Source organism: Microbispora sp. CA-135349, assembly GCF_050947365.1.
Classification (GTDB): Bacteria; Actinomycetota; Actinomycetes; order Streptosporangiales; family Streptosporangiaceae; genus Microbispora.
In genome coordinates this window covers 3,890,511-3,911,048 of sequence record NZ_CP192001.1, presented here as the reverse complement: position 1 = coordinate 3,911,048, position 20,538 = coordinate 3,890,511, and the positions used below count along the sequence as shown (strand labels likewise).

Below are 20,538 nucleotides of genomic sequence, written 5' to 3'. Positions count from 1 at the left end.
ATATCCGTCCTCATGAGTCCCACCCGCCGCCGCGGAGACGCGCTCACCACCGCGATCTTCCAGGCCGTCCTGAGCGAACTGGCCGGGAGCAGCTTCGAGGAGCTGACGTTCGACAAGATCGCCTCCGCGGCCGGGACCGGGAAAGCGGCCTTGTACCGGCGCTGGTCCACCCCGGCCGAACTCGTCCTCGCCGCGCTGAGCGACCCCGCGACCGGCTTCGGCGACCCGCCGGCGCCGCCCGGCACGGGCGTGCTGCGCGATGACCTGATCACCCTGCTCGAGCACTTCGTACGGGCGCTCGACGAGCCGCGCGGCCGCGCGCTGCTCCCGCTCATCGCCCACCGCCACCGCCATCCCGAGCTGTTCGAGCAGGTCCACCGGCTGGTGATCCGCCCGCACCAGGAAGTACTGCTGTCCGTCCTGCGCCAGGCGGTCGAACGCGGCGAAGCCGCACCCCGCAGCCTCACCCCGCGCATTGTCTCAGTCGGGCCACGCGTGATCCTCCTCCAGGCATGGGAGGGCGGTCTCGTGGACTCCGGCGAGATCGCCTCCATCGTCGATGAGGTGCTCATTCCGCTGACCAGGCCATGACCCCCTGGCCGGCATCCCGCAGGGCGGCAGTGCGAGATGAACGGTGCACGTTGTGAGTGGATCACGTTTGAACCACTCCGACTTTCGTGCAGGTGATGTTCACCGGCTTTCGTGGAGTCATTTTGGATGACTTGCATGCCTGAACCCCGAGAGGTCAGCATGCCGAGGAGCTATCCCCCGAGTGCCGTCGCAAAGTCCTGGACCTGCTGCAGTTCGGCCGCACCGTGCGGCAGGTGGCCGCCCGGCGTCGGATCGCCGACCTGGAGACCGAGCTGGCGGTGACGTGGCGGGCCAGTGAGCAGCTGCGAGAGGCGGTATCCCCAAAAGGCGGTCGATGCCATCGCGGTGATAGCCGAAGAAGGGCTGCCGGTGCAGGTGTGCTGCCATGTCACGGGCGTGCCGGAGTCGCGCGGGCATCAAGGGGCTGCCCGCTGGGAGTGTCTGACAAATGCTGCCCGCCACGCGCAGCAGGACGAATCCCCGGAGCTTCCGCGGGCAGCGGAGCTCAGGCCGGTATCGCGACGAGAGCCCGGATCGCCGAGCCCCCCAGCGGGGCAGTCACCTCGGCCAGGCCGAAGCCGGCCGCGGCGAACAGGTCCCGGAACTCGGTCATCCCGCGTTCCCTGCCGCCGGTGTAGACGAGCATGGCGATGTCGCTCATTACGGCTCCTGCCGCCTCCGGCGTGCCGAGGCCTGACGGCATCACCGGCTCGAGCACGAGCAGGCGGCCGTCCGCCGCGATCGACCTGCGGCAACTGTGCAGAAGGGCGACGCAGCGCCGGTCGTCCCAGTCGTGCAGGACGCCCTTCACCAGCATGACGTCGCCCTCGGGCACGGCCTCGAAGAAGTCGCCGGTCTCGATGGAGCATCGGTCGGCCAGCCCCGCCCGCCGGAGCTCCTCCGCGGCGCCCGTCACCCCCTCGGCGGTGTCGAACAGGATTCCCTTGAGGCCCGGGGTCGCGGCCAGCACCGCGGCCAGCAGCGAGCCGTTCCCGCCGCCGACGTCGACCACGGTCTGGGCGCCGGTGAAGTCGTACGCCATGGGGAGCGCGGGCGCGATCCGTTCGGTGCCCTCGCGCATCGCCCTGTTGAACACCGCCGACAGTTCCGGGTGGCGGGCGAGATGGGCGAACAGCGGACTGCCGTGCACGTGGTCCCACGCCGCCTCACCGGTCCGCACGCTGTGGGTCAGCGCCCCCCATGCCCGCCAGGTGTCGGGGTCGCCGAGCAGCAGGAGACTGGAGCGCATCGACCACGGATGGTCGGCGCGCAGCGGCTGCCCCTGCTCCGTCAGCCCGAACCACCCGGGCTCGCCCTCCTCCGCCACGCCCAGCACCACCAGCGCGCGGAGCAGCCGGTACAGCGCGTGCCGGTCGGATCCGGTCGACTCCGCGAGCCGTGTCACCGGTGCGGGTCCCTCCGCCAGCAGGTCCGGCACTCCGAGCCGGACGGCCGCGTAGAGGATCTGCGAGGACGCGTACCCGAAGGCCTTCCGGGACAAATTCGCGTATCCCGCGAGGCCTCGCGGTCGGTCGCTCGGCGGTCGGTCACTCATTGGCCGGTTCCTCTCGGCGTCCGACGGGTGTCTGGTGAGCGCGTAGCCGCAGCGGCAGGCGGCGTACGCCGTGCAGGAACAGGTCGGGCGTCCACTCCAGGCCGGCGGGGTCGACCGCCAGGGCGATCCCGGGAAAGCGGCGCACCAGCGCGCCGACGGCGGCGGTGGCCTGCAGCCGCGCCAGCGCCGCGCCGAGACAGAAGTGGGCGCCGTGACCGAAGCCCAGGTGACGGTTCGGGCTGCGGCCGATGTCGAAGACGTCCGGCCGGGGAAAGACCGCCGGGTCGCGGTTGGCCGCCAGCAGCACCGGCACGACGATGTCCCCACGGGGGATCACGGTGCCGCCGATCTCGACGTCGGCGAGGGCGTACAGCGGCCGGGAGTGCCCGACCGGGCCGTTGTACCGCAGCGCCTCCTCGACCATCGAACCGATCAGCTCCGGGCGCGCGCGCAGCCGCTCCAGCTCGCGGGGGTGCCGCAGCAGCTCCAGCACGCCGTTCCCGATCAGGTTGACCGTCGTCTCGTCTCCGGCGAGCAGCAGCTGGAACACGCTGGAGATCAGTTCGACGCGGCCGATCGCGCCCGTCCGCTCCGCCTCGGCGAGCCGGGACAGCAGGTCCTCCCCCGGATGCGCCCGCCGCTCGTCGATCCTCTCGTTGGCGTACGCCATGAACTCCACGCCGGCGCGGCGCACCCGGAGCGGGTCTCCGCTGCCCACGATCTCGTCGCTCCACCCGCGCAGCCGGGCGCGGTCCTCGAAGGGCAGGCCGAGCAGCTCGGCGACGACCAGGATCGGCAGCGGCAGCGCCAGGTCCCCGATCAGGTCGGCCTCGCCTCCGGCGGCCGCCATGCCGTCCACCAGCTCGCCGGCGACCCGGTGGACGTGCCGCTCCAGCGCGGCCACCGTACGGGCGCCGAAGGCCGGCGCCATCAGCCGGCGTATGCGGGTGTGGTCGGGCGGATCGAGATGGAACACGTTGCGCCGCAGCATGGCCAGCGGGTCACGGCTCTCCGCCCGGCGGTGCGGCGCGGCGAGATCGGGGGGCAGCCGGTCGAGCTGGCGCCCGACGTCCGGGTCGAGCAGCGCGCGCTGCACGTCGGCGTACCGCGTCAGGTACCACAGCACCCGGCCGCTCGCCGGGCTCACGTACCGGTAGACCGGCGCGTGCTCGCGCATGCGGTGGAACAACGGGTGGGGGTTCGGACGATGCCGCGCGGCCGCCGGGTCGAACGGCTGCTCGAGCGTGGTCGCTGTCATGCCCCTCTCCTCACGGGGCACGCCGGCGGTTCTCGACGTCGAGGGCGAAGAACCTCCTGACGGTGTGTCCCAGCTCCTGCATGCCGGTGAAGCCCCGCCGGGCCAGCTCCACCTTCGCCGGGGTCCCCTCGCGGTGCCAGTGGCGGAGGAAGATCTTCGCGCAGATCTCCGGCGGCGGGACGGCGAGCCTGCCGCGGGTCCGCTCCGCGGCCTCGTCGGCTCGGGCGACGATCTCGGACCACTCGCGCCAGTCGTCCGACTCCCTGACCCGTTCCAGGACCACCGGCCTCCAGTCTTCCGACTGCCAGCTCGGCCAGACCCGCACCATGACCAGCCGGAGCCGGTCGGCGGCCGGCAGAACGGCGAGCTCCGTTTCCGTGAGCCACGACGCGAGGACGGGCGGCAGGGCGGCGGGCTCGGCGACCCCGAGCCTCGCGCGGGCGTACGCCTCCAGGCCGAGGCCTTCCGCTGCGGCGAAATCCGTCAGCAGGCCGGTCAGCGTCTCCTCGTGCAGGCGGGGATAGTCGTCGCCGAACAACCGCCCGGCGTTCACGACGTCGAGGTCGGTCATCCACCTGCCCGGCGCGTACTCACGCCTCGACCGCCATTTGAGCGCCTCGTAGTGGGTGATCCCCGTCAGCACCGTGCCGGCCGCCCAGTCCGCGGACCTCTGGCCAGGCCCCTCGCCGGGGCGCTCGCCGACCGCCCGCAGCGCCGCCATCGCGTCCAGCCGCTTGACGTCCCACTCGCCCGTGCCGATCAGCCGCTCCAGCGTCGCGAGGCAGGGGCGGTCGCCGGAGTCCACCGCCGCGTCCAGCTCGCGCCAGGTCCGCCGCATGAAGGGCAGCGCCTTCGCGGCCCGCACGATCCGCTCCCCGGCCGCCGCCGGGATCTGGCCGGTCCGCGCGCCCTCGCGACAGCCGTACCGGATGTTGACCAGCGCCGCCGTCCCGGCGGGGTATCCGCGGTCGGCTGGTCCGTGCACCACGGCGACCTCGTCGTCGCCGTCGACCTCGCCGAGCGCGTACATGTCGAAGACGGTCCCGGCGCCGCTCATTCCGTACGGGCTCAGCTCCGCCGCGCGCAACGCGCCCATGCTGGCCGCCCCGATGACGTGGACGCCCTCGTCGAGCAGCCAGAGGATCTCCTTGTGGCCCACCGACAGCCGTTCACGGTAGTAGCCGTCGATGATGACGGCGGTGTCGTCGGGGCTCCAGGTCTCGGCGAGGAGGTCGCCCCGGGCCACGGGCGGCCGCACCCGCGCGTGCGGCACGACGCTCAGGACCTCGTCACGGGAGATCGTCGGGCCGGCGTAGACGACCACGTTGTGCGAGCTCATCAGGACACCCTCACTCTCCGGAAAGCCCCGCTCATCGGGAAACCCCTGCTCATCAGAAGATCTCCGCGCAGACGCGACTCCCCGGCGCGAGCACCCTGACGACGGGAACTGCGACGTCCTCCCTCGTCAGGTCGACGACGAGGGGTGCGTGGCAGAAGGCGACCGCGGCCCGCTTCACCACGTCCTCCAGGTCGTCGACCAGGCTCTCGTGCGCGTGCATGGGCGATATCGGCGCACCGGCCTCCCCCACCGGCTCCGGCCGGCGCTTGGCGCCCAGGTCGTCCTGGATGTCGGGCCGCAGGTCGTCGCGCGCGCCCGAGACGTAGCCCAGCCTGGCCTGCGCGGCCTCGGTGAGGGCGCGGCTGAGCGCGATCTCCGAGCTCAGGTGGCAGCCGAAGCCCATGAACGGCGGAGGATAGTCGTCGCAGGTGATCCGGGCGACGAAGCACGGCAGCCCGGTCGGGGAGGTGAGGGACCTCGCCTCCAGGCGGATCCCGGCCTGCTCCATCGTCACGCACAGGTCGTCGACGACCGGCGACCCGAGCGAGCGCGGGTCGACCTGGACGCCCGGGTCGCCGCCGGTGACGAAGGCCGTCACCGCGTCCCGCTCGATCACCTCGTACAACGCGTGCAGGACGGCCTCCGCCCGCGTGTTCCCGCTGGCCAAGCCGTTGGTCGAGGAGAAGAACGCCGGCGGGTTCCAGCCCGTCCTGCGGACGAGGGTGAACTCCACCACGTCCCTCGGGACGAGGCTCCGCGACCCGTCGGCGAGCGACCTGGCGGCGACCCAGTCCACCGGCAGGCCGTCGTGCAGCAGGGCCGGCGTGCACAGCGGCAGAGCGTGGACGTCGTAGCCCAGTTCCCCGGCCACCTCGCGGGGAGAGGCCGTGGTGACCGGCCGCATGGGCTGCTCCGCGTGCCAGAGCTCTATGGCCTCCATCATGGCGGACAGCTTCGCCAGGTCGGGGGTGGCGCCCTTCCCCTGGGAGACGGCGAGGGTCCGGGCGGTGGGCCGTATCGCCTGGAACGTCGGGATGCCGATCGTGTCGAGCATCGTGATGTCCGCGACCCGGGTGACGCCGGCTCTGCGCGCCGCACGGCCGGCCATCTCCAGCGAGGCGGCCGGGTCCCTGGCCCGGTCCGTCCCCGGCAACCGGACCTTCGACTGGTCGGAGAGGGAGAGGATCCATGAGTGGGAGGAGGTGTCTGTCCGCATCGTCCCCTTGCCCTGAACGAAGTGACTGCCGAAGTGGTGCCGGGATCGAGCCGGCGGGGTCGGATGGTGCGGGCTCGGACGTGGCCGGCTCGGTTGTTGCGGGCCCAGGTGGTGCGGGCCCAGGTGGTGGGGTCAGATGTTGCCGGCGCGCTTGAGCAGGGCCCGGCCGCCCACGGCGTAGCCGACGGCCGCCATGACCGCGAGCACGAGCAGGTCCACCCATGCCTCGCCGAAGCCGAAGACCGCGGCGTCCCGCATGCCGTTGATGGCGTACGTCAGCGGGTTGACCACGGAGATCCACTGCAGCACGGTGGGCATGCTCTCGGTGGTGTACATCGAGGGGGCGCTGAAGACGAGAACGGGCATCGACACGTTCGACAGCACCATGAAGGCCTGGTAGTCCGTGATCGTGATCGCGGCCGCCAGGTACAGCCCGTTGAGCGCCAGGGCCGAAAGCGTGAGCGCCGTCAGCAGCCCGAGCCAGTTCTCCGCGCCGAACGGGAGGTCGAACATGATCGCCGCGACGGCGAGGCCCAGCAGGGTCTGCCCCAGCACGAGCGACACTCCGGCGATCATCTTGCCGAGCAGGAAGCGCGACCTGCGCATGGGGTAGGACCACAGCTGCGTGGCCACCCCGCTCATCTCCTCCTGGAACACGGCCATGGCGGACGTGCCCGCCGCGCTGACGACCGACATCGCCAGCGTCATGGGGAGCAGGAAGACCGCGAACCCGACGCTGACGCCCTTGTAGTCGACGACCCTGACGAGGTTGCTCAGCGAGGTGTTCACGAGCAGCAGGTACACCAGCATCGGCGTCAGGCCGAGGATGAGGTAGACCCGGTTGCGGGCGAGCAGCGCGTACTCCCGGTAGAGCACCGCGGACAGGTCCGCCGCCCTCGCGGTGCGGGCGGGGGGCGCGGTGTGGAAGTGCAGCCCGGCGGCCATCGTCACCCCTCGTTCCCGGTCATCCGGAGGAAGACCTCCTCGAGCGAGTCCACGGCGGTCGACACTCCGGTGATCGCGATCCCGTGGTCCTGACAGTATCGGGACAACTCCGGCAGCACGTCTCGCACGTTCGCGTCGTCGATGCGCACCTCGTCGTCCTCGGCCTTCGCCCTGAGCCCGGCGGACTCCGCCCAGGCGGCCACCAGTGCGCCCGCGGCGGGGTCCTCGACGGTCACCAGCAGGTGGGTGCTGCCGAACTCCTCCACGAGTTCGCGTGGCTTGGCGAAGCGCAGCACCTTGCCCCGGTCGACGACCAGGACGCGCTGGCTGTTGCGCTCGAGTTCGTCGATGTGGTGGCTGGTCCACAGCACGGTCACACCGTGCTCCTCGCGCAGCCACGTCACGAAGCGCTCGATATGGCGCCGTCCCGCGACGTCCAGGCCGGCGGAGGGCTCGTCGAGGATGAGCAACTGCGGGATGGTGAGCAGCGCCCGCACCAGCTGCAACCGCTGCCGCTGACCTCCCGACATCTGGAAGACCAGGCGCTGCATCGCACCGGTGAGGCCGAGGAAGTCGGCCACCTCCGACGCCCACGGCCGCACGTCGCGCCACCGCAGCCCACGGAACCTGGCGGCGATCCGCAAATTGTCGAGCGCCGGCAGCATCATGTCGAACGGGCCGGTCTGGTGCATCGCGCCAATGCCGCTCTTCGCGAGGACGGGCTGGCGCACCGGATCGGCGTCGAAGACCCGGATCTCACCGGAGGTGGGGGTGGTGACTCCGCAGATCATCTTGATCAGTGTCGTCTTGCCGGCGCCGTTGGGGCCCAGGAGTCCGACGGTCTCTCCCTGGGCGATCTCGAAGGAGACGCCGTCCACGGCCGGTTTCTCGCTGCCCCGATAGCGTTTGGTCAGCCCCACGGCCGTCACGACATCTCGCAACACAGCCTGCCCTTCACTTCGCCCTCCCGCTGTCGGTGTGCTCCTGAGCGATGTGAGCGGCTCTCCGCTCGTCCCCGGCCTCGCCGTAACGCGTCGCAGGTCGAGTATGAGCCGGGGACGAGCAGGTAACACAACCCCACAAACGTGGGCTACCGACGCGGCCGGGAGGGCCGTAACCGGGGCCATGGTCAGGCCATACCGATCGTTAAGCGCCCCTTTCTAGGGTCGCCGCAAAGGGACCCGACCAGGCTCTCTTTCATCGAACGGCGATCCGACCCGGGACTGCACATGGACCCTGTTTCCGACGGCCTGATAAATGATCGCGACAGATGGCTGATCGTCATGCTGGCCAGGGGCTACACGACGACGAGGATCGCCCGTGAGATGCACCTGAGCCGATACACCGTGGCGGAGCGGATCAGCAAGCTGCTCGTCCAGTTCGCCTGCAGCAACCGCAGTCAGCTCGTGGCCTACTTCTACGCGCACCGGCTCCTGAACGTCGGCATCTGGCCGCCCAGCGTTTCCGGGGTCGTCGGATAGGCCGGGCGCGGCGGACCCCGTCCTGCCGGGGTGAACCGCCGCCCGGCCACCGTGCCTGACCCGGCCCTCCGGGCCCCGTCAGCGGCTGGACGCCGTCGCCTCGGGTGACGCGCCGGCGGACGTCGACGCGGGCGACGCGGGCGCAGACGGCGTGGCCGAGGGTTTGACGGGTCCCGCCGTCGACACCGGCGGCGAGGTGTTCGCCGCGGGCGTGGCCGTGTTCGTCGCGCCGACAGAGGTGAACACCAGCACCCCGGTCGCCACGGCCACCACCGCCACGACGGCGGCGGCGGCGTACGTGATCCTGCGCACCAGCCGCCTGCGCTCCTCGCGCCGTCTGGCCTCCTCGCGCCGCATGGCGGCGCGCATGCGCTTCACCTTCCGCTGTGACATGAGCACTCCCGAGAACGCTCACCGAGACATCGTCGGGCGTCACCATAGCCGCGAGCGCATAACGGGGATCTAAAACGGCCCGCACCCGGCGGGCCGGCGCGGACGCCCCGGGTCAGCCGCCGAGGGCGGCGGACTCCTCCTCCTCGATGCCGCGGTTCCACTCCCTCTTGGAGGACTGCCAGCCGTCCTCGTCACGGCCCCGCCGCCAGTAGCCGGAGATCGACAGCTGCTCCAGGGGAAGGCCGCGTTCCACGCGCAGGTATCGCCGCAACTCCTTGACGAAGTTCGCCTCACCGTGGACGAATGCGTGCACGACGCCCGCGGGGAACTCCAGCTCCCGCACCGCCCGCACCAGCGCCTCGCCCACCTGCCCGCCTCGGCGGTGCAGCCACACGATCTCCGCGTCGCCCTCCGTCGGCAGCTTCTGCTCCTCCTCCGGGTCCTCCACCTCCAGGAACACCCGGGCGGGGGCCTCGGCCGGGAGCCGCTCCAGGGCGGCGCCGATCGCCGGAAGCGCGCTCTCGTCCCCTGCCAGCAGGTGCCAGTCCGCCTCCGCGCTCGGCGCGTACGCCCCGCCGGGGCCCAGGAAACGGATCACGTCACCCGGCCGGGCCCGCAGCGCCCAGGGGCCGGCCAGTCCCTCGTCGCCGTGGTAGACGAAGTCGACGGTCAGCTCCCGCGCACCGGGGTCCCAGGCCCGCACGGTGTAGGTCCGCGTCTTCGGCCACTGGTCGCGCGGCAGCTCGGCACGGATCACGGCCATGTCGAACGGCTCCGGGTAGGCCACTCCCGGCAGCGGGAACAGCAGCTTCACGTAGTGGTCGGTGAACTCGCCCGCACCGAACCCGGCGAGCCCCTCACCGCCGAGCACCACGCGGATCATGTGCGGGGTCAGCCGCTCGGTACGCACCACCACGCCCGTGGTCACGGGGGGCGTGCGCCGCACCGGTTCGGTCGTCGCCATCGGAAATCCCTTCGTCAGATTCTTAGGTAAGCCTAACTTCTCCGGAGGACGCCGTCACCGCGCCGCCCTGGCCGGTGCGGGGCCGGACGCCGGGAACGGGGACCGTCCGCGGCGCGTCCGCCCGGCGCACACCCTCATAGATACAAGCTTGTATCCATACTGCTAGGCTCCTCACATGGCCGATCCCGCGAAACGCCCGTCCGCCGCCCACACCGCGTACGCCGTGACCAAGGAGCTGATCCTCTCCGGCGAACTGCCCGGCGGCAGCCTCATCAGCGAGGGTGAGATCGCCGAGCGGGTACGCGTGAGCAGGACGCCTGTCCGGGAGGCCTTCCTGCGGCTGGAGTCGGAGGAGCTGCTGGCGCTTCACCCCAAGCGCGGCGCGGTGGTGGTGCCGGTGCCGCCTGGAGAGGCGGCGGACGTGCTGGAGCTGCGGCTGGCGCTCGAACGGTCCGCCGCGGAGCGCATCGCGCGAGACGGCCTGCCGGATGAACACCACACGAAGATGCGAGAGCTGCTGCGGCGTCAGCGGGCCCTGGCCGAGGCCGCGGACATCGGCCGATTCGCCGAGGCGGACGAGTCGTTCCACCGCTGCATCGTCGAAGCGTCCGGAAACCGGCTGGCCAGCCGGTTCTACGCCACGCTCGGCGACAGGCAGCGGCGGATGAGCATCTCCGCGCTGCGCCCGCGGCCGCAGCGGCTGTCCCTGCTGGCCGACGAGCACGAGGCCCTCCTCGAGCACCTCCTCGGCGGCGACGCCGCCGCCTTCGCCTCGGCCCTGCTCGGTCATCTCACCGCGACACACGGCTCGCCGTACACGGCGGGCCGCGACGACCGCTGAGACGCGTCCTCCTCACGCACGATCCCTGTGAAGGTCCGACCCTCCCCATGCACGAAACCCAGCAGGCCGTATCGCCGCCTGCCTCCGCGCCCACGTCAGACTCCTGGCGGGCCGTCGCCGTCGCGATGTTCGCCTGTGGCTGGGGCGGCAACCAGTTCACCCCGCTGCTGCTGATGTACCGCCGGCTGGGCGGCTACTCCACGCTCAGCGTCGACGCCTTCCTCGGCGCGTACGTCATCGGGCTCGTGCCGGGGCTCCTGCTCGCCGGGCCCGTCTCCGACCGGCGCGGGCGACGTCCCGTGCTCGCGGCCGGCGCCGTCGCCTCCGCCGTGGCGAGCCTGGTGCTCTGCTTCGGCGGGCAGAGCGCCTGGCCCATCTACGCGGGCAGGCTGATCACCGGCCTCGCGGTCGGCATCGCCATGTCGGTGGGCAGCAGCTGGGTGAAGGAGCTGTCGGCCGGGGCGGACGGTGGGCTCGCCGCACGCCGCGCCGCACTGTGCCAGACGGCCGGATTCGGGCTCGGCGCCGGTGTCGCGGGGGTGCTGGCCCAGTGGGGGCCGTGGCCCATGGTGAGCCCGTACGCCGTCCACCTTCTGCTCACCGTGGCGATACCCGTGCTGCTTCTGCGGGTGCCCGAGACACGGCCGCCGCTCTCGCACGGGACGGGTTCGGTCCGGCGGCTCCTCGCGACGCTGGTGAACGATCTGCGTGTCCCCGCACCGGCACGCAAGCGGTTCCGGCTCGTGGTCCTGCCGATGGCGCCGTGGGTGTTCGGCGCGGCCGGACTCGCGTACGCGGTCATGCCCCAGCTGGTCGGCTTCCGCGTCGGTGACTGGGGACTCGCGTACGCGACCGGACTGACCGTGCTGACCCTGGGCACGGGGGCGGCCGTGCAGCCCGTGGCCAGGAAATTGCAGGGCGAGGCCGGATCGCGCGCGGGACGGGCTCCGGTGGCGGCGATGGCGGTGATGCTCCTCGGCGCGGCGCTGTGCGCGGCGAACGCGGTGCTGCTGTCGCCGTGGCTCGCGGCCGTCGCGGCGGCCGCCCTGGGGGCCGGCTACGGCATCGCCGTGGTGTCCGGGCTGCTGGAGATCCAGCGCATGGCCGGCCCGGACGACCTGGCCGGCCTGACCGGTGTCTACTACACGCTCGCCTACGCGGGCTTCCTGCTCCCCACCGGGCTGGCGACCCTGTCGGCGTGGCTCTCCTATCCGGTCATGCTGACGGCGGTGGCCGCCGTGGCCCTGGTCTGCCTGGGCCTCGTCATGACCGGCGCCCGCGTCACGAAGCCGGCCGCCCCGATGCCATGAGGACCGAGGCCATGAGGACCGAGGCCATCCTGAGGACGGCACGCCGCCACGCGTGAAGCTTTCATGAGGCGGGACGCGGCGGCATCGGGCGGCGCGGACGTTCGCCGAGATCAGAACGGGTGACCGCTCCCGGGCGCTCACCCGCGCGCGGCGGACGGTCCGATCGAACGCTGTACGCGCCCGCCCGGCGAGTGGATCGTGCGTGGTGACGAAGTCACTCACACGTCACCGGACGAGGAGGCACGGCGTGGCGGTGCGTCTGGGAACGCGTCTCATGGCGACGATCGCGGCGGCGATCCTCCTGCCGGTCCTCACGTCGGTCCCGGCGACGGCGGACGTCCGCGTCGACAATCCCTACGCGGCCGCCCGCGGCTACGTCGATCCCTGGTGGTACGCGTGGGCCAGGGCCCAGCCCGGCGGGGCGCCGGTGGCGACCAGTTCGACCGGTGTCTGGCTCGACCGGGTCTCCTCCATCGAGGGAACCGCCTCCTTCCCCGGGCTACGCGCGCATCTGAACCAGGCCGTCCTGCAGGCCGGCGGCTCGGGGCCGCTCACGATCCAGATCGTGCTGAACGACCTGCCGGACCGCAACTGCACCCACCTGGTGTCCAACGGGGACTTCAGCCTGGCGTCCGACGGCCTGAACCGTTACCGGAACGAGTACGTCGACCCGATCGCCGGGATCCTGGCCGACCCGGCCTACCAGCGGCTGCGCATCGTGGCGATCGTCGAGCCCGACTTCCTGCCCGGTCTGCTCGCGCCCGCCACCACCAGCCGCTGCGCCGCCGTACAGGCGAGCGGCGCCTACCCCGAGGCGCTGCGGTACGCGGTGAACCGGCTGCACGCCATCCCCAACGTGTACGTCTACCTCGACGCCTCCCATCACGGCGTCGTCGGCCATCCGGACAACTTCGGCCGGGCCGCGGGCCTGCTCGCGAGCATCGTGGGCGCGACCGGAGGAGCGCCTTCACCCGTGCACGGCTTCACGGTGAACGTCGCCGGCTACGGCGCCCTGGTCGAGCCGTACTACAACACCCACATGGGCCTGCCGGTGAAGACCTCACGGTGGGTCGCCGGGAACGATTACGTGGACGAGCTCTCGTTCGCCCAGGCGTTCCGGCAGCGGCTCATCGCGGCCGGCTTCGCTTCCGACATCGGCATGGTGATCGACACCTCGCGCAACGGCTGGGGCGGCCGGCGCCGCCCGGTCCACACCAGCACCTCCGTCGACGTGAACCGGTTCGTGGACGAATCCCGCACGGACCGCCGCCACAGCGTCGGCAACTGGTGCAACCAGGCCGGCGCCGGGCTCGGCGAGCGACCCCGTGCCATCCCCGCCTCCGGCATCGACGCGTACGCCTGGATCAAGCCGCCGGGTGTCTCCGACGGCTCCAGCATGAACGTCACGGCTCCGGACGGCACCCGGCACGACCCGATGTGCGACCCCGCATACCTCCAGGTGAACAACGGAAACGTGCCCGGCGGGGCGCTCCCGGACGCCCCGGCGGCGGGGCAGTGGTTCGAGGCGCAGTTCCAGGAACTTCTCACCAACGCCTACCCGCCGCTGTGAGACACCGGCCTGAGGGAAAGACCGCCGCCGCGCCGTCCGGCCGGCGGCCGCGGGCAGGGCTCGGCCGCTCCTGAGCGGAGGCCTGCGGCTTCAGGCGCCCTCCGGTCCGTCGTAGTCGGTGGCGGCATAGACCTGCAGGAGCCTCTCGACCCCGCGAAGGAAGGTCTCGCAGACCAGCACCGGGTCGAACAGGCAACCGGCGGCCATGGCGCCGTCGCGCATCATCACGAAGTGGCGGGCAGCGGCCTCGGCGCCGGTCTCCTGGATCTTCGCGAGCAGTTCCGTGACGGTTTCCAGGAACCAGTGGCGGTGGGCGAGCACGGCCTTGTGCACCGGCGACTCCGGGTCGGGATACTCGGCGGCGGCGTTGAGGAAGGCGCATCCCCGGAAGCCGGGGGACCGGATGCCCTGGGCGATGGACTCGCTGAGGGCCCGGATGGTGCCGGCGGCCGGTAGTCCGGCGGCGACGGCCTCGTCCGCCTGACCCCGCACTGCTCGGTCGACCTCGTCCAGATAGGCGAGGACGAGGTCTTCCTTGCCCGGGAAGTGCCGGTAGAGAGTGGCCCGCGTCACCTGCGCTTCGGCGACGATGCGATCGATGCCGACGGCATGGATGCCCTCGGCGTAGAAGAGGCGGGTGGCCGTGGTGAGCAGCCGGGACCGCGCTTCGGACGGCCGGCCTTCGGATTGGCTGGGCATACCACCACCTTAGCGGATAGAACGTTCGGTCTTGACAGTCTGCGCGACAGGTTGCCATGCTGTGCCCAAGACAGAACGATCGGTCTAGCTAGGGCGGTCCGGCAGCGGCTCGTCGTGCTGACGTACGCATCAGTGGCCGGCGTGACCAGGGGCGTCGCATCGAGAGGACCGACCGCGAGCTGCGCCGAACCGCTTTCCGCATCGCTCATCCACCGAAAGGATCACCATGAGCACTATCACTGCTTCGCCCGGTATTTCCGCGACCGCGTCCGCACTGCGGCGGCTGTACTTCGTCCGGTTCGCGTTCGCCATCGTCTGGGCCCTCGTGATGTTCACGACCGCCTCGAACCTGGGTGCGCTCGCGGTCACTCTGCTCGTGCTCTACCCGCTGTTCGACGTGGCCGCCGCCATCGCCGACGCCCGCGCGTCGCGCACCACCGGATCACCCGCCCTGCTGTACGTGAACATCGCGGTCAGTCTGATCACCGCCGTCGGCGTGGCCGTCGCCTGCGCGTCCGGTATCCCGGCGGTGCTGCGGGTGTGGGGTGCCTGGGCGGTCGTGGCCGGACTGGTCCAGCTGATCGTCGGTGTCACTCGCCGCACGATGGGCGGCCAGTGGCCGATGATCATCAGCGGCGGCATCTCCGTACTCGCCGGCGCGTCGTTCGTCGTCGGCGCCTCCGCGGACAGCCCGACGCTGATCAACGCGGCGGGGTACGCCATCCCCGGCGGCGTCTTCTTCCTCATCTCGGCCTTCCGTCTTGGCCGCGCCGTGAAGGGAAACTGACGTAACCGGTGTCGGAACGAGCTCGCGCTCCCCCAGGTGCGCGGCATCCACGATCAGTGACGTCAGGCTGAAGGTCATGGTTTTCTCTGCAGATCGCGTACGGGGGGTGCGGCTCAGTGCAGGGGATGCCGCGGGTGCGCGCCGGCCGACATGACCTCACCACGTGCAGGCCGGAACCGCGGGCGGTGCGGTGCCCATGTACTGCCGCCACTGCTCCGTGGTGATGTCACGCCCGGCCGAGTCGCAGGCGATCCGCAGCAGCTGCTTCTCGTCGACGAAGGACAACAGAGGCCTGTACGCGTCCTTCACCATGATCGCCCGGCCGCCCGCCGGTCAGGTCGAGCAGCACGAGCTGAGGGGAAACGGAGGTCGTCCGCGTTGCCGGCGAAGACGGCCACGAACCGCCCCGACGGCGAGACGGCCACACCCGTCGGCTTGTATCCGTCCCGCCTGCCTGCAGACCGCGTACGAAGTGGGGGCTGGCCGACACCGCGTGGAACAGGGCGGCTCGGGTCTGCGGGTCGCGTCGTAGTGATACGCCTCGGCCGCGAACAACTGCGCCAGCCCGACGTCACGGTCCAGCAGAGTGCGCGAGACCTCACTGAGGCGCGTGGCCGTGTGCCTGCGCTCAGCGGCGGCGGCGTCGACCTTCGCGACGACCACGCCGGTGGCCCCGGCCACGGCGAGCACCATGGCTGCCGTGGCCAGACGGCCGACGCGCCACTGCCGCGCGTACCGGTCGGCCTGCCTCAGGTTCACGGCGAACCTGACCGCGGCCGGACGACCGGGGACGTCGCCCCGGTTCTCCTCGGGGACGACGAGCCGCCAGTGTTTGCTCTGTGCCACCCGCAGTTTGGCGCTCAGCCCGCTGACGTGCCGCAACGTGCCGGTCTCTTCGACACGGCCGGTCACGGCGGTTCTGGAGCGCAGGCCGTACACCAGACCGCGCAGCGCCGCCGCGCCGGGGCGGCGGGCACGGGGATGCCGGAACAACTCCCGCAGGCCCAGGGCGAAGGCCGCGCCAAGTGAGCCGCCGCTGATGCGGAGCGCCCGCGTCGCATGATCGTGGACGGCGACGCGCCAGAGCACACATCTGCCCCTGTCCCGCCAAGGCGAGGCGTGCCAGGCGTTGGCCAGCGACGCCGCGAAGGCCGGGCCGTTGCCGCACGCTCCTGCCATGGCCTGCGGATCCGGAAACAGCCCGACCGGCCCGGCCGGAGATTCGCGGAGCTCCAGCACGCCCGCGACGCCTTCCTCCTGATCACTGCCGTGGCGGGTGGCACGGTCGAAGACAACGGCCACCCGTACGACGGGGTGTCATCGCCGCTCGGCTCCCGCGAGCAGCAGGGCGGTGAGGCCGACCATGATCTGCGCGGGCCCGTTCGCCTCGTCCAGCACGGACGTGAGCCGGCTCCGGACGCCTTCGGGAGCATCGGGCACCGCTTCGGCCGGCGGTGCGAAGTCACCGAACGGCGGGAGAGAGGGCAGCAGCCCGCTGTCGTCCCATGCCTCAGCCGTCCGGTGCAGCGCGCCGAGGTGCTCGGGGCAGGGGCCGTACGGACAACTGAGGACCCGGGCCACCAAATAGGCGGGATCGGCGGGATCGCGGCCGGTCGGTCCGCCGTCCGGCGCGTTCATGTTGATCCAGGTGCGCCAGCGCTCGGCCTGTTCCTGGAAGAGCCAGCCGGGATCTTCGCGCACCGCCTCCTGGCAGCACCTCCACCACAGACCCTCGCGGCCCACAAGACGGTCGAGGAGCCGTCCGCTACTCGCCCCCCGCCGCGTCTCCAGGGCGTCGAACTGCTCCTGCACGGCGGTTCTGCATCGCAGACGCCCGCCGTCGGCCGTGGAGCGCCCGCCGGGCGACCTGACGGCGCCGGGATCCGCGAGGGGGACGTCACGGCATGGCCTCGTCGACCACCCGCCCCAGGTCCTCGGGAAGGAGGTCCCGCACCCGGCGCCAGGAATCGCGGGTCGCCTCGTTCACCGCCGCGGCCACCGACGCGGCCACCGACGCGGCGTCCCAGCCGCCCATGACGCTGACCAAGACCACTGGAGCGGATGCCCACCAGGCACCGTCCCCGGTGAACCCGGGAAGCTCGATCTGGCCCGTGGTGGGCACGATGTCCTGCCTCGTCATGGGAAGCAGTAGTTCCTGCTCGCTACCTCCGGCACGTTCGTAGCGGACAGTGATCACGGCCGGCAACTCGTCGAAGTCCCGCAGGGTCACATCGAGCGCGTAGTCCGCTTCGGCCGCGTCGCGGCGACGTACGTGAAACTCAGCCCGGCCGTCCGGCGAGACGGCCTCGGCGACGACGGCGTCGTCGCCGGCGGCCAGCAGCCCGGCCGGTTCGGGCAGGCGCGGGAGCACGAACCAGCGCGCGTCCGGTGATCCGGTGGCAGGGGCACCGTGGAACGGGCGCGAAGTCTCCTCCGGAGTGGTGACGCCGCCGCTGAGGTCGACACGGGCGCCTGTCCGGTCTCGCAGGTCGATCCCCAGGAGTCCGGCCCAGTAGCGGTGCGGGAACGTGTGCCCGCGCCATGCGCGCGGGGCAGGCGGTGCGAGGCGAGGCCCGCCGAGGTCCGTCAGCGACCTCCAGTAACGGCGTAGAAAGGACGTGCTCATTCGAGCTCCTCGGCGTTCGGCGGGTTGTCGTCGCCGGTGCTCCGGGCCGCCCTGCCGATGCTCGCGAGCAGAGCCGGTGCGGCGGCACCCACGGCGACCGCCGCGTAGGAGCCGCTGATCTGCCCGTGCGGCAGCGCGCCTGCCGCGCATCCGAGCGCCGCGCGGGTGCAGGCGACCGCCGTATCGGCCGGCAGGTCGATGAAATCCCGTAAGGCGGGTCGCCGTTTCCGCTTCGATCGTGCCAGAAGACGCGCGTCCCGCCAGGCGCTCAGATGGTTCCAGGCGGCAATGGCTTCCACGATCAACCCGCCGACGGCGCCATACGCCATCGCAGCGGACCAAGACAGGGTGCCGACCCCTGTCCTTGCGGCTGGGTGAGGATCGCACCATTCGCCGAATGCATCGCGGCGTCCCGTGGATTCGTTACCGTCAGTCGCCGTTCTGCGACTGAACATCGCCCGGTCCGAATACAGGTCGCTCGCGCCTGCGGGGGGTGCGGGGCCGCCGATGGTCAGGCGTTCGCCGGCGGTTCGCCGAGGAGCCGGACCAGGCGTTTCGGAGCGATCAGCCGATAGCTGTCCTCGATCAGCCCGGCGATCTCGTCCCAGTCCTGCTCGGCGTCCAGGCGCGCGCCCACCCAGCCGTTGCGGCCGACGTACGGCGGGACGAAGAAACGCTCCGGATCCGAGGTCACGAGTGCCTCCTGCACCCCCGGCCCGGCCTTGAACGTCAGCGACCGCCCGTCCTCACCGGTCATCGCGAACAACCTGTCGCCGACCCGGTACGAGGGCGCGGTGTGGCCCCCGAACGGCTTCTCCACGGCCTCCGGCAGGCTCAGGCAGATCTCCCGGAGCCGGGCCGCCACATCCTCATCGCTCACGCGGGCCCCTTCGCACAATCGTCATGACCGACCAGGGTAGGGGCCGCCCCCAGGCCCCACCACCCGGCTCGAAGCGGTGAGGGCGGCGAGCAGCGCCACCGCCGCCAGGATGGCCGCCGCGGCGCGGCCGCCCGCCTCGTGGGAGACTCCCGCGAGATGCAGGGCCAGGGTCACCGCGGCGATGCCGAGCGCCGTGCCGATGCCCCGGGCCATGTTCACCATGCCGCCGGCTGTGGCCGACACCCGTTCGGGGACTGCGGCCATGACGGCGGTGTTGTTGGCGGGCACGAACAGGCCGAGACCGGCGCCTGTCAGCGCCAGGCAGGCCCCGGCCCAGCCCTCGGCGGCGGGATCCGCGGCCAGCAGCGCGCAGCCGGCGGCCGCCGCCACGGCGCCGACGACGCACCTGCGCCGGTCGCCCCAGACACGGGGCAACAGGTGGTCGCCCATCAGGGCGCTCGCCGCGAAGCCCCCGGGCAGCGCCGTCAGGACCAGGCCGGCGACCAGCTCGCCGGTCCCACCGGCCACGAGGACCTGCGGGATCGACACCAGCGGGCCGAACAGCACCAGGTAGCCGCCCAGCGCACCGGCGAGCCCCGCCGTGACGACGCGGCCGCGGAGCAGGACGGTGTCGATGAGCGCGGACGGGACCCGCGCCTCCCACCGCCAGAAGCCGATCGCGGCCCCGGCGGCGGCGGTGAGCAGGACGGGCACCGACCAGGACGGCAGGTCCAGGCCCGAGAGCACGGAGGCGGCGAGCAGCAGGGCGCTGGTGGAGGCCGCGAGCAGGACCAGTCCCGGCCAGTCGAAGCGGCCGCCCCTCCCCCGTTGCCGCGTGCGCGGCAGCAGGTAACGTCCGGCGATCACGGCCGCGCAGCCGACCGGCACGTTGATCCAGAACACCCACCGCCATCCCGCCGTGGCGACCAGCACCCCGCCGAGGGCAGGCCCCAGGGCCAGTCCGAGTGCCTGGGCCGCCGCCTGCATGCCCAGGCCGGTCCGCATCCGCGCCCGGGGGACGCTCGACACGACCAGGGCCACACTGTTGGCCTGAAGCATCGCCGCGCCCGCCGCCTGCACCAGCCGGCCGGCCACCAGCACCGCCAGGGACGGCGCCAGCCCGCAGGCGGCCGAGGCGGCGGTGAACACGACGAAGCCGTAGAGGTAGACCAGCTTGCGGCCGGCCACGTCGGCGAGCCTTCCGGCCCCGGCCAGCAACGCGACCAGCACCAGCAGATAGCCCAGGGACACCCACTGCACGGCCGCCAGCGAGGCGCCGAACTCCCGTTCCAGCGCCGGGAAGGCCAGGGTGACGATGCTCGCGTCCAGCTGTCCCATGAACGCGCCGATGCACACCGCGCCTACCGCGAACCAGGGGGCGTACGGATGCTCGCGCACGCGGTGGGGGCGGCGCGATTCCCGCAGCAGACCACGCATCCTCCGACCCCTGCACCCAGCCTATCCCCGCAGGTGGGGACCGCATGGGACGGCTCAGCCGGCACTGCCCCGCCCGAACGGCAGGCGGAGCCGCGAACACCGGCCGCGTCGTCCGCTCTTCGCGGGGAAGCCCCGGCCGGAGAGTGTTCGCCTAGTGGTCGTCCCAGTGACCGTCGTGGTGCATGTGGTGGTGCCCGTCGTGGATGTAGTCGACGTGGTCGCCGTGCGGCACGGCCACGTGCCCGCACCCCGGCCCGTGCTCGTGGTCGTGCGCGTCGTGGACGACGTGCCCGCTCACCTCGCATTCGTCGACATGGTTCTCGTGAACCCGGTGCAGGTGGCCGTCGTGGACGTAGTCCACGTGGTCGCCGTGCGGCACCGCGACATGGCCGCATTCGGCCCCATGATGATGATCGTGTTCCGTGTGCGGGTGGTGCTTGATCGTTGTGGACATGGGGGGATTCCCCTTTCCGAGAACCGCGGACTGGTGCGTAGGTACCCTCACGCGTACGCCGGAGGCGGTACCTCGACCGGCTTTTGCGCAAGCCGACGGGAGGATCTACCCGGGCGCGGCACGCCGGACCGCCGCGAGCCGGACGGTCGTTACCTGAGGCGGCCATAAGCTTGGTTCATTCACTCTCTTGAA

23 protein-coding genes are annotated in these 20,538 nt (G+C 71.8%); 6 read left to right on the top strand and 17 right to left on the bottom strand.

The window, feature by feature from the left end:
• Positions 1-12: 12 nt before the first annotated feature.
• Entirely contained in the window at positions 13-591 is a 579-nt protein-coding gene (locus ACQPZZ_RS18150; RefSeq protein WP_432933533.1) for a TetR/AcrR family transcriptional regulator, read from the top strand.
• Between the two features lie 505 nt (positions 592-1,096).
• On the opposite strand, the gene ACQPZZ_RS18145 is transcribed toward ACQPZZ_RS18150, so the two are convergent.
• From ACQPZZ_RS18145 to ACQPZZ_RS18120, 6 genes are all read right to left on the bottom strand, one after another.
• The gene (locus ACQPZZ_RS18145) at positions 1,097-2,092 is read right to left on the bottom strand and encodes a methyltransferase (protein WP_432933531.1); all 996 of its coding nucleotides are present in this window, start codon (positions 2,090-2,092) and stop codon (positions 1,097-1,099) included.
• A 46-nt stretch (positions 2,093-2,138) separates the two neighbouring features.
• A complete protein-coding gene (locus ACQPZZ_RS18140; RefSeq protein ID WP_432933529.1) occupies positions 2,139-3,404 on the bottom strand; it encodes a cytochrome P450 family protein in 1,266 nt (421 codons plus the stop codon).
• A 10-nt stretch (positions 3,405-3,414) separates the two neighbouring features.
• The gene (locus tag ACQPZZ_RS18135) at positions 3,415-4,743 is read right to left on the bottom strand and encodes a TfuA-like protein (RefSeq protein ID WP_432933527.1); all 1,329 of its coding nucleotides are present in this window, start codon (positions 4,741-4,743) and stop codon (positions 3,415-3,417) included.
• A 52-nt stretch (positions 4,744-4,795) separates the two neighbouring features.
• The gene (locus ACQPZZ_RS18130; protein ID WP_432933525.1) at positions 4,796-5,959 is read right to left on the bottom strand and encodes a YcaO-like family protein; all 1,164 of its coding nucleotides are present in this window, start codon (positions 5,957-5,959) and stop codon (positions 4,796-4,798) included.
• A gap of 132 nt (positions 5,960-6,091) precedes the next feature.
• Positions 6,092-6,904, bottom strand: coding sequence for an ABC transporter permease (locus ACQPZZ_RS18125; protein ID WP_363637310.1), 813 nt, complete (start codon positions 6,902-6,904; stop codon positions 6,092-6,094).
• 2 nt (positions 6,905-6,906) lie between these two features.
• Positions 6,907-7,848, bottom strand: coding sequence for an ABC transporter ATP-binding protein (locus ACQPZZ_RS18120; RefSeq protein ID WP_432933523.1), 942 nt, complete (start codon positions 7,846-7,848; stop codon positions 6,907-6,909).
• Between the two features lie 285 nt (positions 7,849-8,133).
• Here ACQPZZ_RS18120 and ACQPZZ_RS18115 point away from each other — a divergent pair, with 285 nt between their 5' ends.
• Entirely contained in the window at positions 8,134-8,385 is a 252-nt protein-coding gene (locus ACQPZZ_RS18115; RefSeq protein ID WP_363637306.1) for a LuxR C-terminal-related transcriptional regulator, read from the top strand.
• Between the two features lie 78 nt (positions 8,386-8,463).
• Here the strand turns inward: ACQPZZ_RS18115 and ACQPZZ_RS18110 are convergent, their stop codons facing one another.
• Complete coding sequence (locus ACQPZZ_RS18110) at positions 8,464-8,778, bottom strand: hypothetical protein (RefSeq protein WP_432933520.1); 315 nt, start codon at positions 8,776-8,778, stop codon at positions 8,464-8,466.
• Between the two features lie 112 nt (positions 8,779-8,890).
• The gene (locus ACQPZZ_RS18105; protein ID WP_432933518.1) at positions 8,891-9,742 is read right to left on the bottom strand and encodes a siderophore-interacting protein; all 852 of its coding nucleotides are present in this window, start codon (positions 9,740-9,742) and stop codon (positions 8,891-8,893) included.
• 175 nt (positions 9,743-9,917) lie between these two features.
• On the opposite strand from ACQPZZ_RS18105, the gene ACQPZZ_RS18100 reads away from it, so the two are divergent.
• The 3 genes from ACQPZZ_RS18100 to ACQPZZ_RS18090 all read left to right on the top strand — a co-directional run bounded on the left by ACQPZZ_RS18100 (position 9,918) and on the right by ACQPZZ_RS18090 (position 13,463).
• Complete coding sequence (locus ACQPZZ_RS18100; protein ID WP_432933516.1) at positions 9,918-10,583, top strand: GntR family transcriptional regulator; 666 nt, start codon at positions 9,918-9,920, stop codon at positions 10,581-10,583.
• Between the two features lie 47 nt (positions 10,584-10,630).
• Complete coding sequence (locus ACQPZZ_RS18095) at positions 10,631-11,893, top strand: MFS transporter (protein WP_432933514.1); 1,263 nt, start codon at positions 10,631-10,633, stop codon at positions 11,891-11,893.
• 247 nt (positions 11,894-12,140) lie between these two features.
• The gene (locus ACQPZZ_RS18090) at positions 12,141-13,463 is read left to right on the top strand and encodes a glycoside hydrolase family 6 protein (RefSeq protein WP_432933512.1); all 1,323 of its coding nucleotides are present in this window, start codon (positions 12,141-12,143) and stop codon (positions 13,461-13,463) included.
• Between the two features lie 90 nt (positions 13,464-13,553).
• On the opposite strand, the gene ACQPZZ_RS18085 is transcribed toward ACQPZZ_RS18090, so the two are convergent.
• Positions 13,554-14,162 carry a TetR/AcrR family transcriptional regulator gene (locus ACQPZZ_RS18085; RefSeq protein ID WP_432933510.1) on the bottom strand — a complete coding sequence of 203 codons (609 nt, stop codon included), beginning with the start codon at positions 14,160-14,162 and terminating at the stop codon, positions 13,554-13,556.
• A gap of 226 nt (positions 14,163-14,388) precedes the next feature.
• Here ACQPZZ_RS18085 and ACQPZZ_RS18080 point away from each other — a divergent pair, with 226 nt between their 5' ends.
• On the top strand, positions 14,389-14,949 hold the full coding sequence (locus tag ACQPZZ_RS18080) for a hypothetical protein (protein ID WP_432933508.1): 561 nt from the start codon (positions 14,389-14,391) through the stop codon (positions 14,947-14,949).
• Positions 14,950-15,105: 156 nt separating this feature from the next.
• Here ACQPZZ_RS18080 and ACQPZZ_RS18075 read toward each other — a convergent pair whose 3' ends face one another.
• From ACQPZZ_RS18075 to ACQPZZ_RS18040, 8 genes are all read right to left on the bottom strand, one after another.
• Positions 15,106-15,234: a hypothetical protein gene (locus tag ACQPZZ_RS18075; protein WP_432933506.1), complete on the bottom strand. Its 129-nt coding sequence runs from the start codon at positions 15,232-15,234 to the stop codon at positions 15,106-15,108.
• Positions 15,235-15,282: 48 nt separating this feature from the next.
• Positions 15,283-16,251, bottom strand: a complete 969-nt coding sequence (locus tag ACQPZZ_RS18070; RefSeq protein ID WP_432933504.1) for a hypothetical protein — start codon at positions 16,249-16,251, stop codon at positions 15,283-15,285.
• A 15-nt stretch (positions 16,252-16,266) separates the two neighbouring features.
• On the bottom strand, positions 16,267-16,761 hold the full coding sequence (locus tag ACQPZZ_RS18065; protein WP_432933502.1) for a hypothetical protein: 495 nt from the start codon (positions 16,759-16,761) through the stop codon (positions 16,267-16,269).
• Between the two features lie 85 nt (positions 16,762-16,846).
• Positions 16,847-17,575 carry a hypothetical protein gene (locus tag ACQPZZ_RS18060; protein WP_432933500.1) on the bottom strand — a complete coding sequence of 243 codons (729 nt, stop codon included), beginning with the start codon at positions 17,573-17,575 and terminating at the stop codon, positions 16,847-16,849.
• Positions 17,572-17,904 carry a hypothetical protein gene (locus ACQPZZ_RS18055; RefSeq protein ID WP_432933498.1) on the bottom strand — a complete coding sequence of 111 codons (333 nt, stop codon included), beginning with the start codon at positions 17,902-17,904 and terminating at the stop codon, positions 17,572-17,574. Before ACQPZZ_RS18055 ends, ACQPZZ_RS18060 begins: the two co-directional genes overlap by 4 nt.
• A 182-nt stretch (positions 17,905-18,086) precedes the next feature.
• Complete coding sequence (locus tag ACQPZZ_RS18050) at positions 18,087-18,455, bottom strand: MmcQ/YjbR family DNA-binding protein (protein ID WP_432933497.1); 369 nt, start codon at positions 18,453-18,455, stop codon at positions 18,087-18,089.
• A gap of 21 nt (positions 18,456-18,476) precedes the next feature.
• Positions 18,477-19,892, bottom strand: a complete 1,416-nt coding sequence (locus tag ACQPZZ_RS18045; RefSeq protein ID WP_432933495.1) for an MFS transporter — start codon at positions 19,890-19,892, stop codon at positions 18,477-18,479.
• A 151-nt stretch (positions 19,893-20,043) separates the two neighbouring features.
• Entirely contained in the window at positions 20,044-20,346 is a 303-nt protein-coding gene (locus tag ACQPZZ_RS18040) for a hypothetical protein (protein ID WP_363637288.1), read from the bottom strand.
• Positions 20,347-20,538: the final 192 nt, after the last annotated feature.

Bases quoted from the DNA above. Each gene is read 5' to 3' on its own strand.
- ACQPZZ_RS18150 (WP_432933533.1), top strand. From the start codon at position 13: ATGAGTCCCACCCGCCGCCGCGGAGACGCGCTCACCACCGCGATCTTC.
- ACQPZZ_RS18140 (WP_432933529.1), bottom strand. From the start codon at position 3,404: ATGACAGCGACCACGCTCGAGCAGCCGTTCGACCCGGCGGCCGCGCGG.
- ACQPZZ_RS18135 (WP_432933527.1), bottom strand. From the start codon at position 4,743: ATGAGCTCGCACAACGTGGTCGTCTACGCCGGCCCGACGATCTCCCGT.
- ACQPZZ_RS18130 (WP_432933525.1), bottom strand. From the start codon at position 5,959: ATGCGGACAGACACCTCCTCCCACTCATGGATCCTCTCCCTCTCCGAC.
- ACQPZZ_RS18125 (WP_363637310.1), bottom strand. From the start codon at position 6,904: ATGGCCGCCGGGCTGCACTTCCACACCGCGCCCCCCGCCCGCACCGCG.
- ACQPZZ_RS18115 (WP_363637306.1), top strand. From the start codon at position 8,134: ATGGACCCTGTTTCCGACGGCCTGATAAATGATCGCGACAGATGGCTG.
- ACQPZZ_RS18110 (WP_432933520.1), bottom strand. From the start codon at position 8,778: ATGTCACAGCGGAAGGTGAAGCGCATGCGCGCCGCCATGCGGCGCGAG.
- ACQPZZ_RS18105 (WP_432933518.1), bottom strand. From the start codon at position 9,742: ATGGCGACGACCGAACCGGTGCGGCGCACGCCCCCCGTGACCACGGGC.
- ACQPZZ_RS18100 (WP_432933516.1), top strand. From the start codon at position 9,918: ATGGCCGATCCCGCGAAACGCCCGTCCGCCGCCCACACCGCGTACGCC.
- ACQPZZ_RS18095 (WP_432933514.1), top strand. From the start codon at position 10,631: ATGCACGAAACCCAGCAGGCCGTATCGCCGCCTGCCTCCGCGCCCACG.
- ACQPZZ_RS18085 (WP_432933510.1), bottom strand. From the start codon at position 14,162: ATGCCCAGCCAATCCGAAGGCCGGCCGTCCGAAGCGCGGTCCCGGCTG.
- ACQPZZ_RS18080 (WP_432933508.1), top strand. From the start codon at position 14,389: ATGAGCACTATCACTGCTTCGCCCGGTATTTCCGCGACCGCGTCCGCA.
- ACQPZZ_RS18060 (WP_432933500.1), bottom strand. From the start codon at position 17,575: ATGAGCACGTCCTTTCTACGCCGTTACTGGAGGTCGCTGACGGACCTC.
- ACQPZZ_RS18055 (WP_432933498.1), bottom strand. From the start codon at position 17,904: ATGGCGTATGGCGCCGTCGGCGGGTTGATCGTGGAAGCCATTGCCGCC.
- ACQPZZ_RS18045 (WP_432933495.1), bottom strand. From the start codon at position 19,892: ATGCGTGGTCTGCTGCGGGAATCGCGCCGCCCCCACCGCGTGCGCGAG.
- ACQPZZ_RS18040 (WP_363637288.1), bottom strand. From the start codon at position 20,346: ATGTCCACAACGATCAAGCACCACCCGCACACGGAACACGATCATCAT.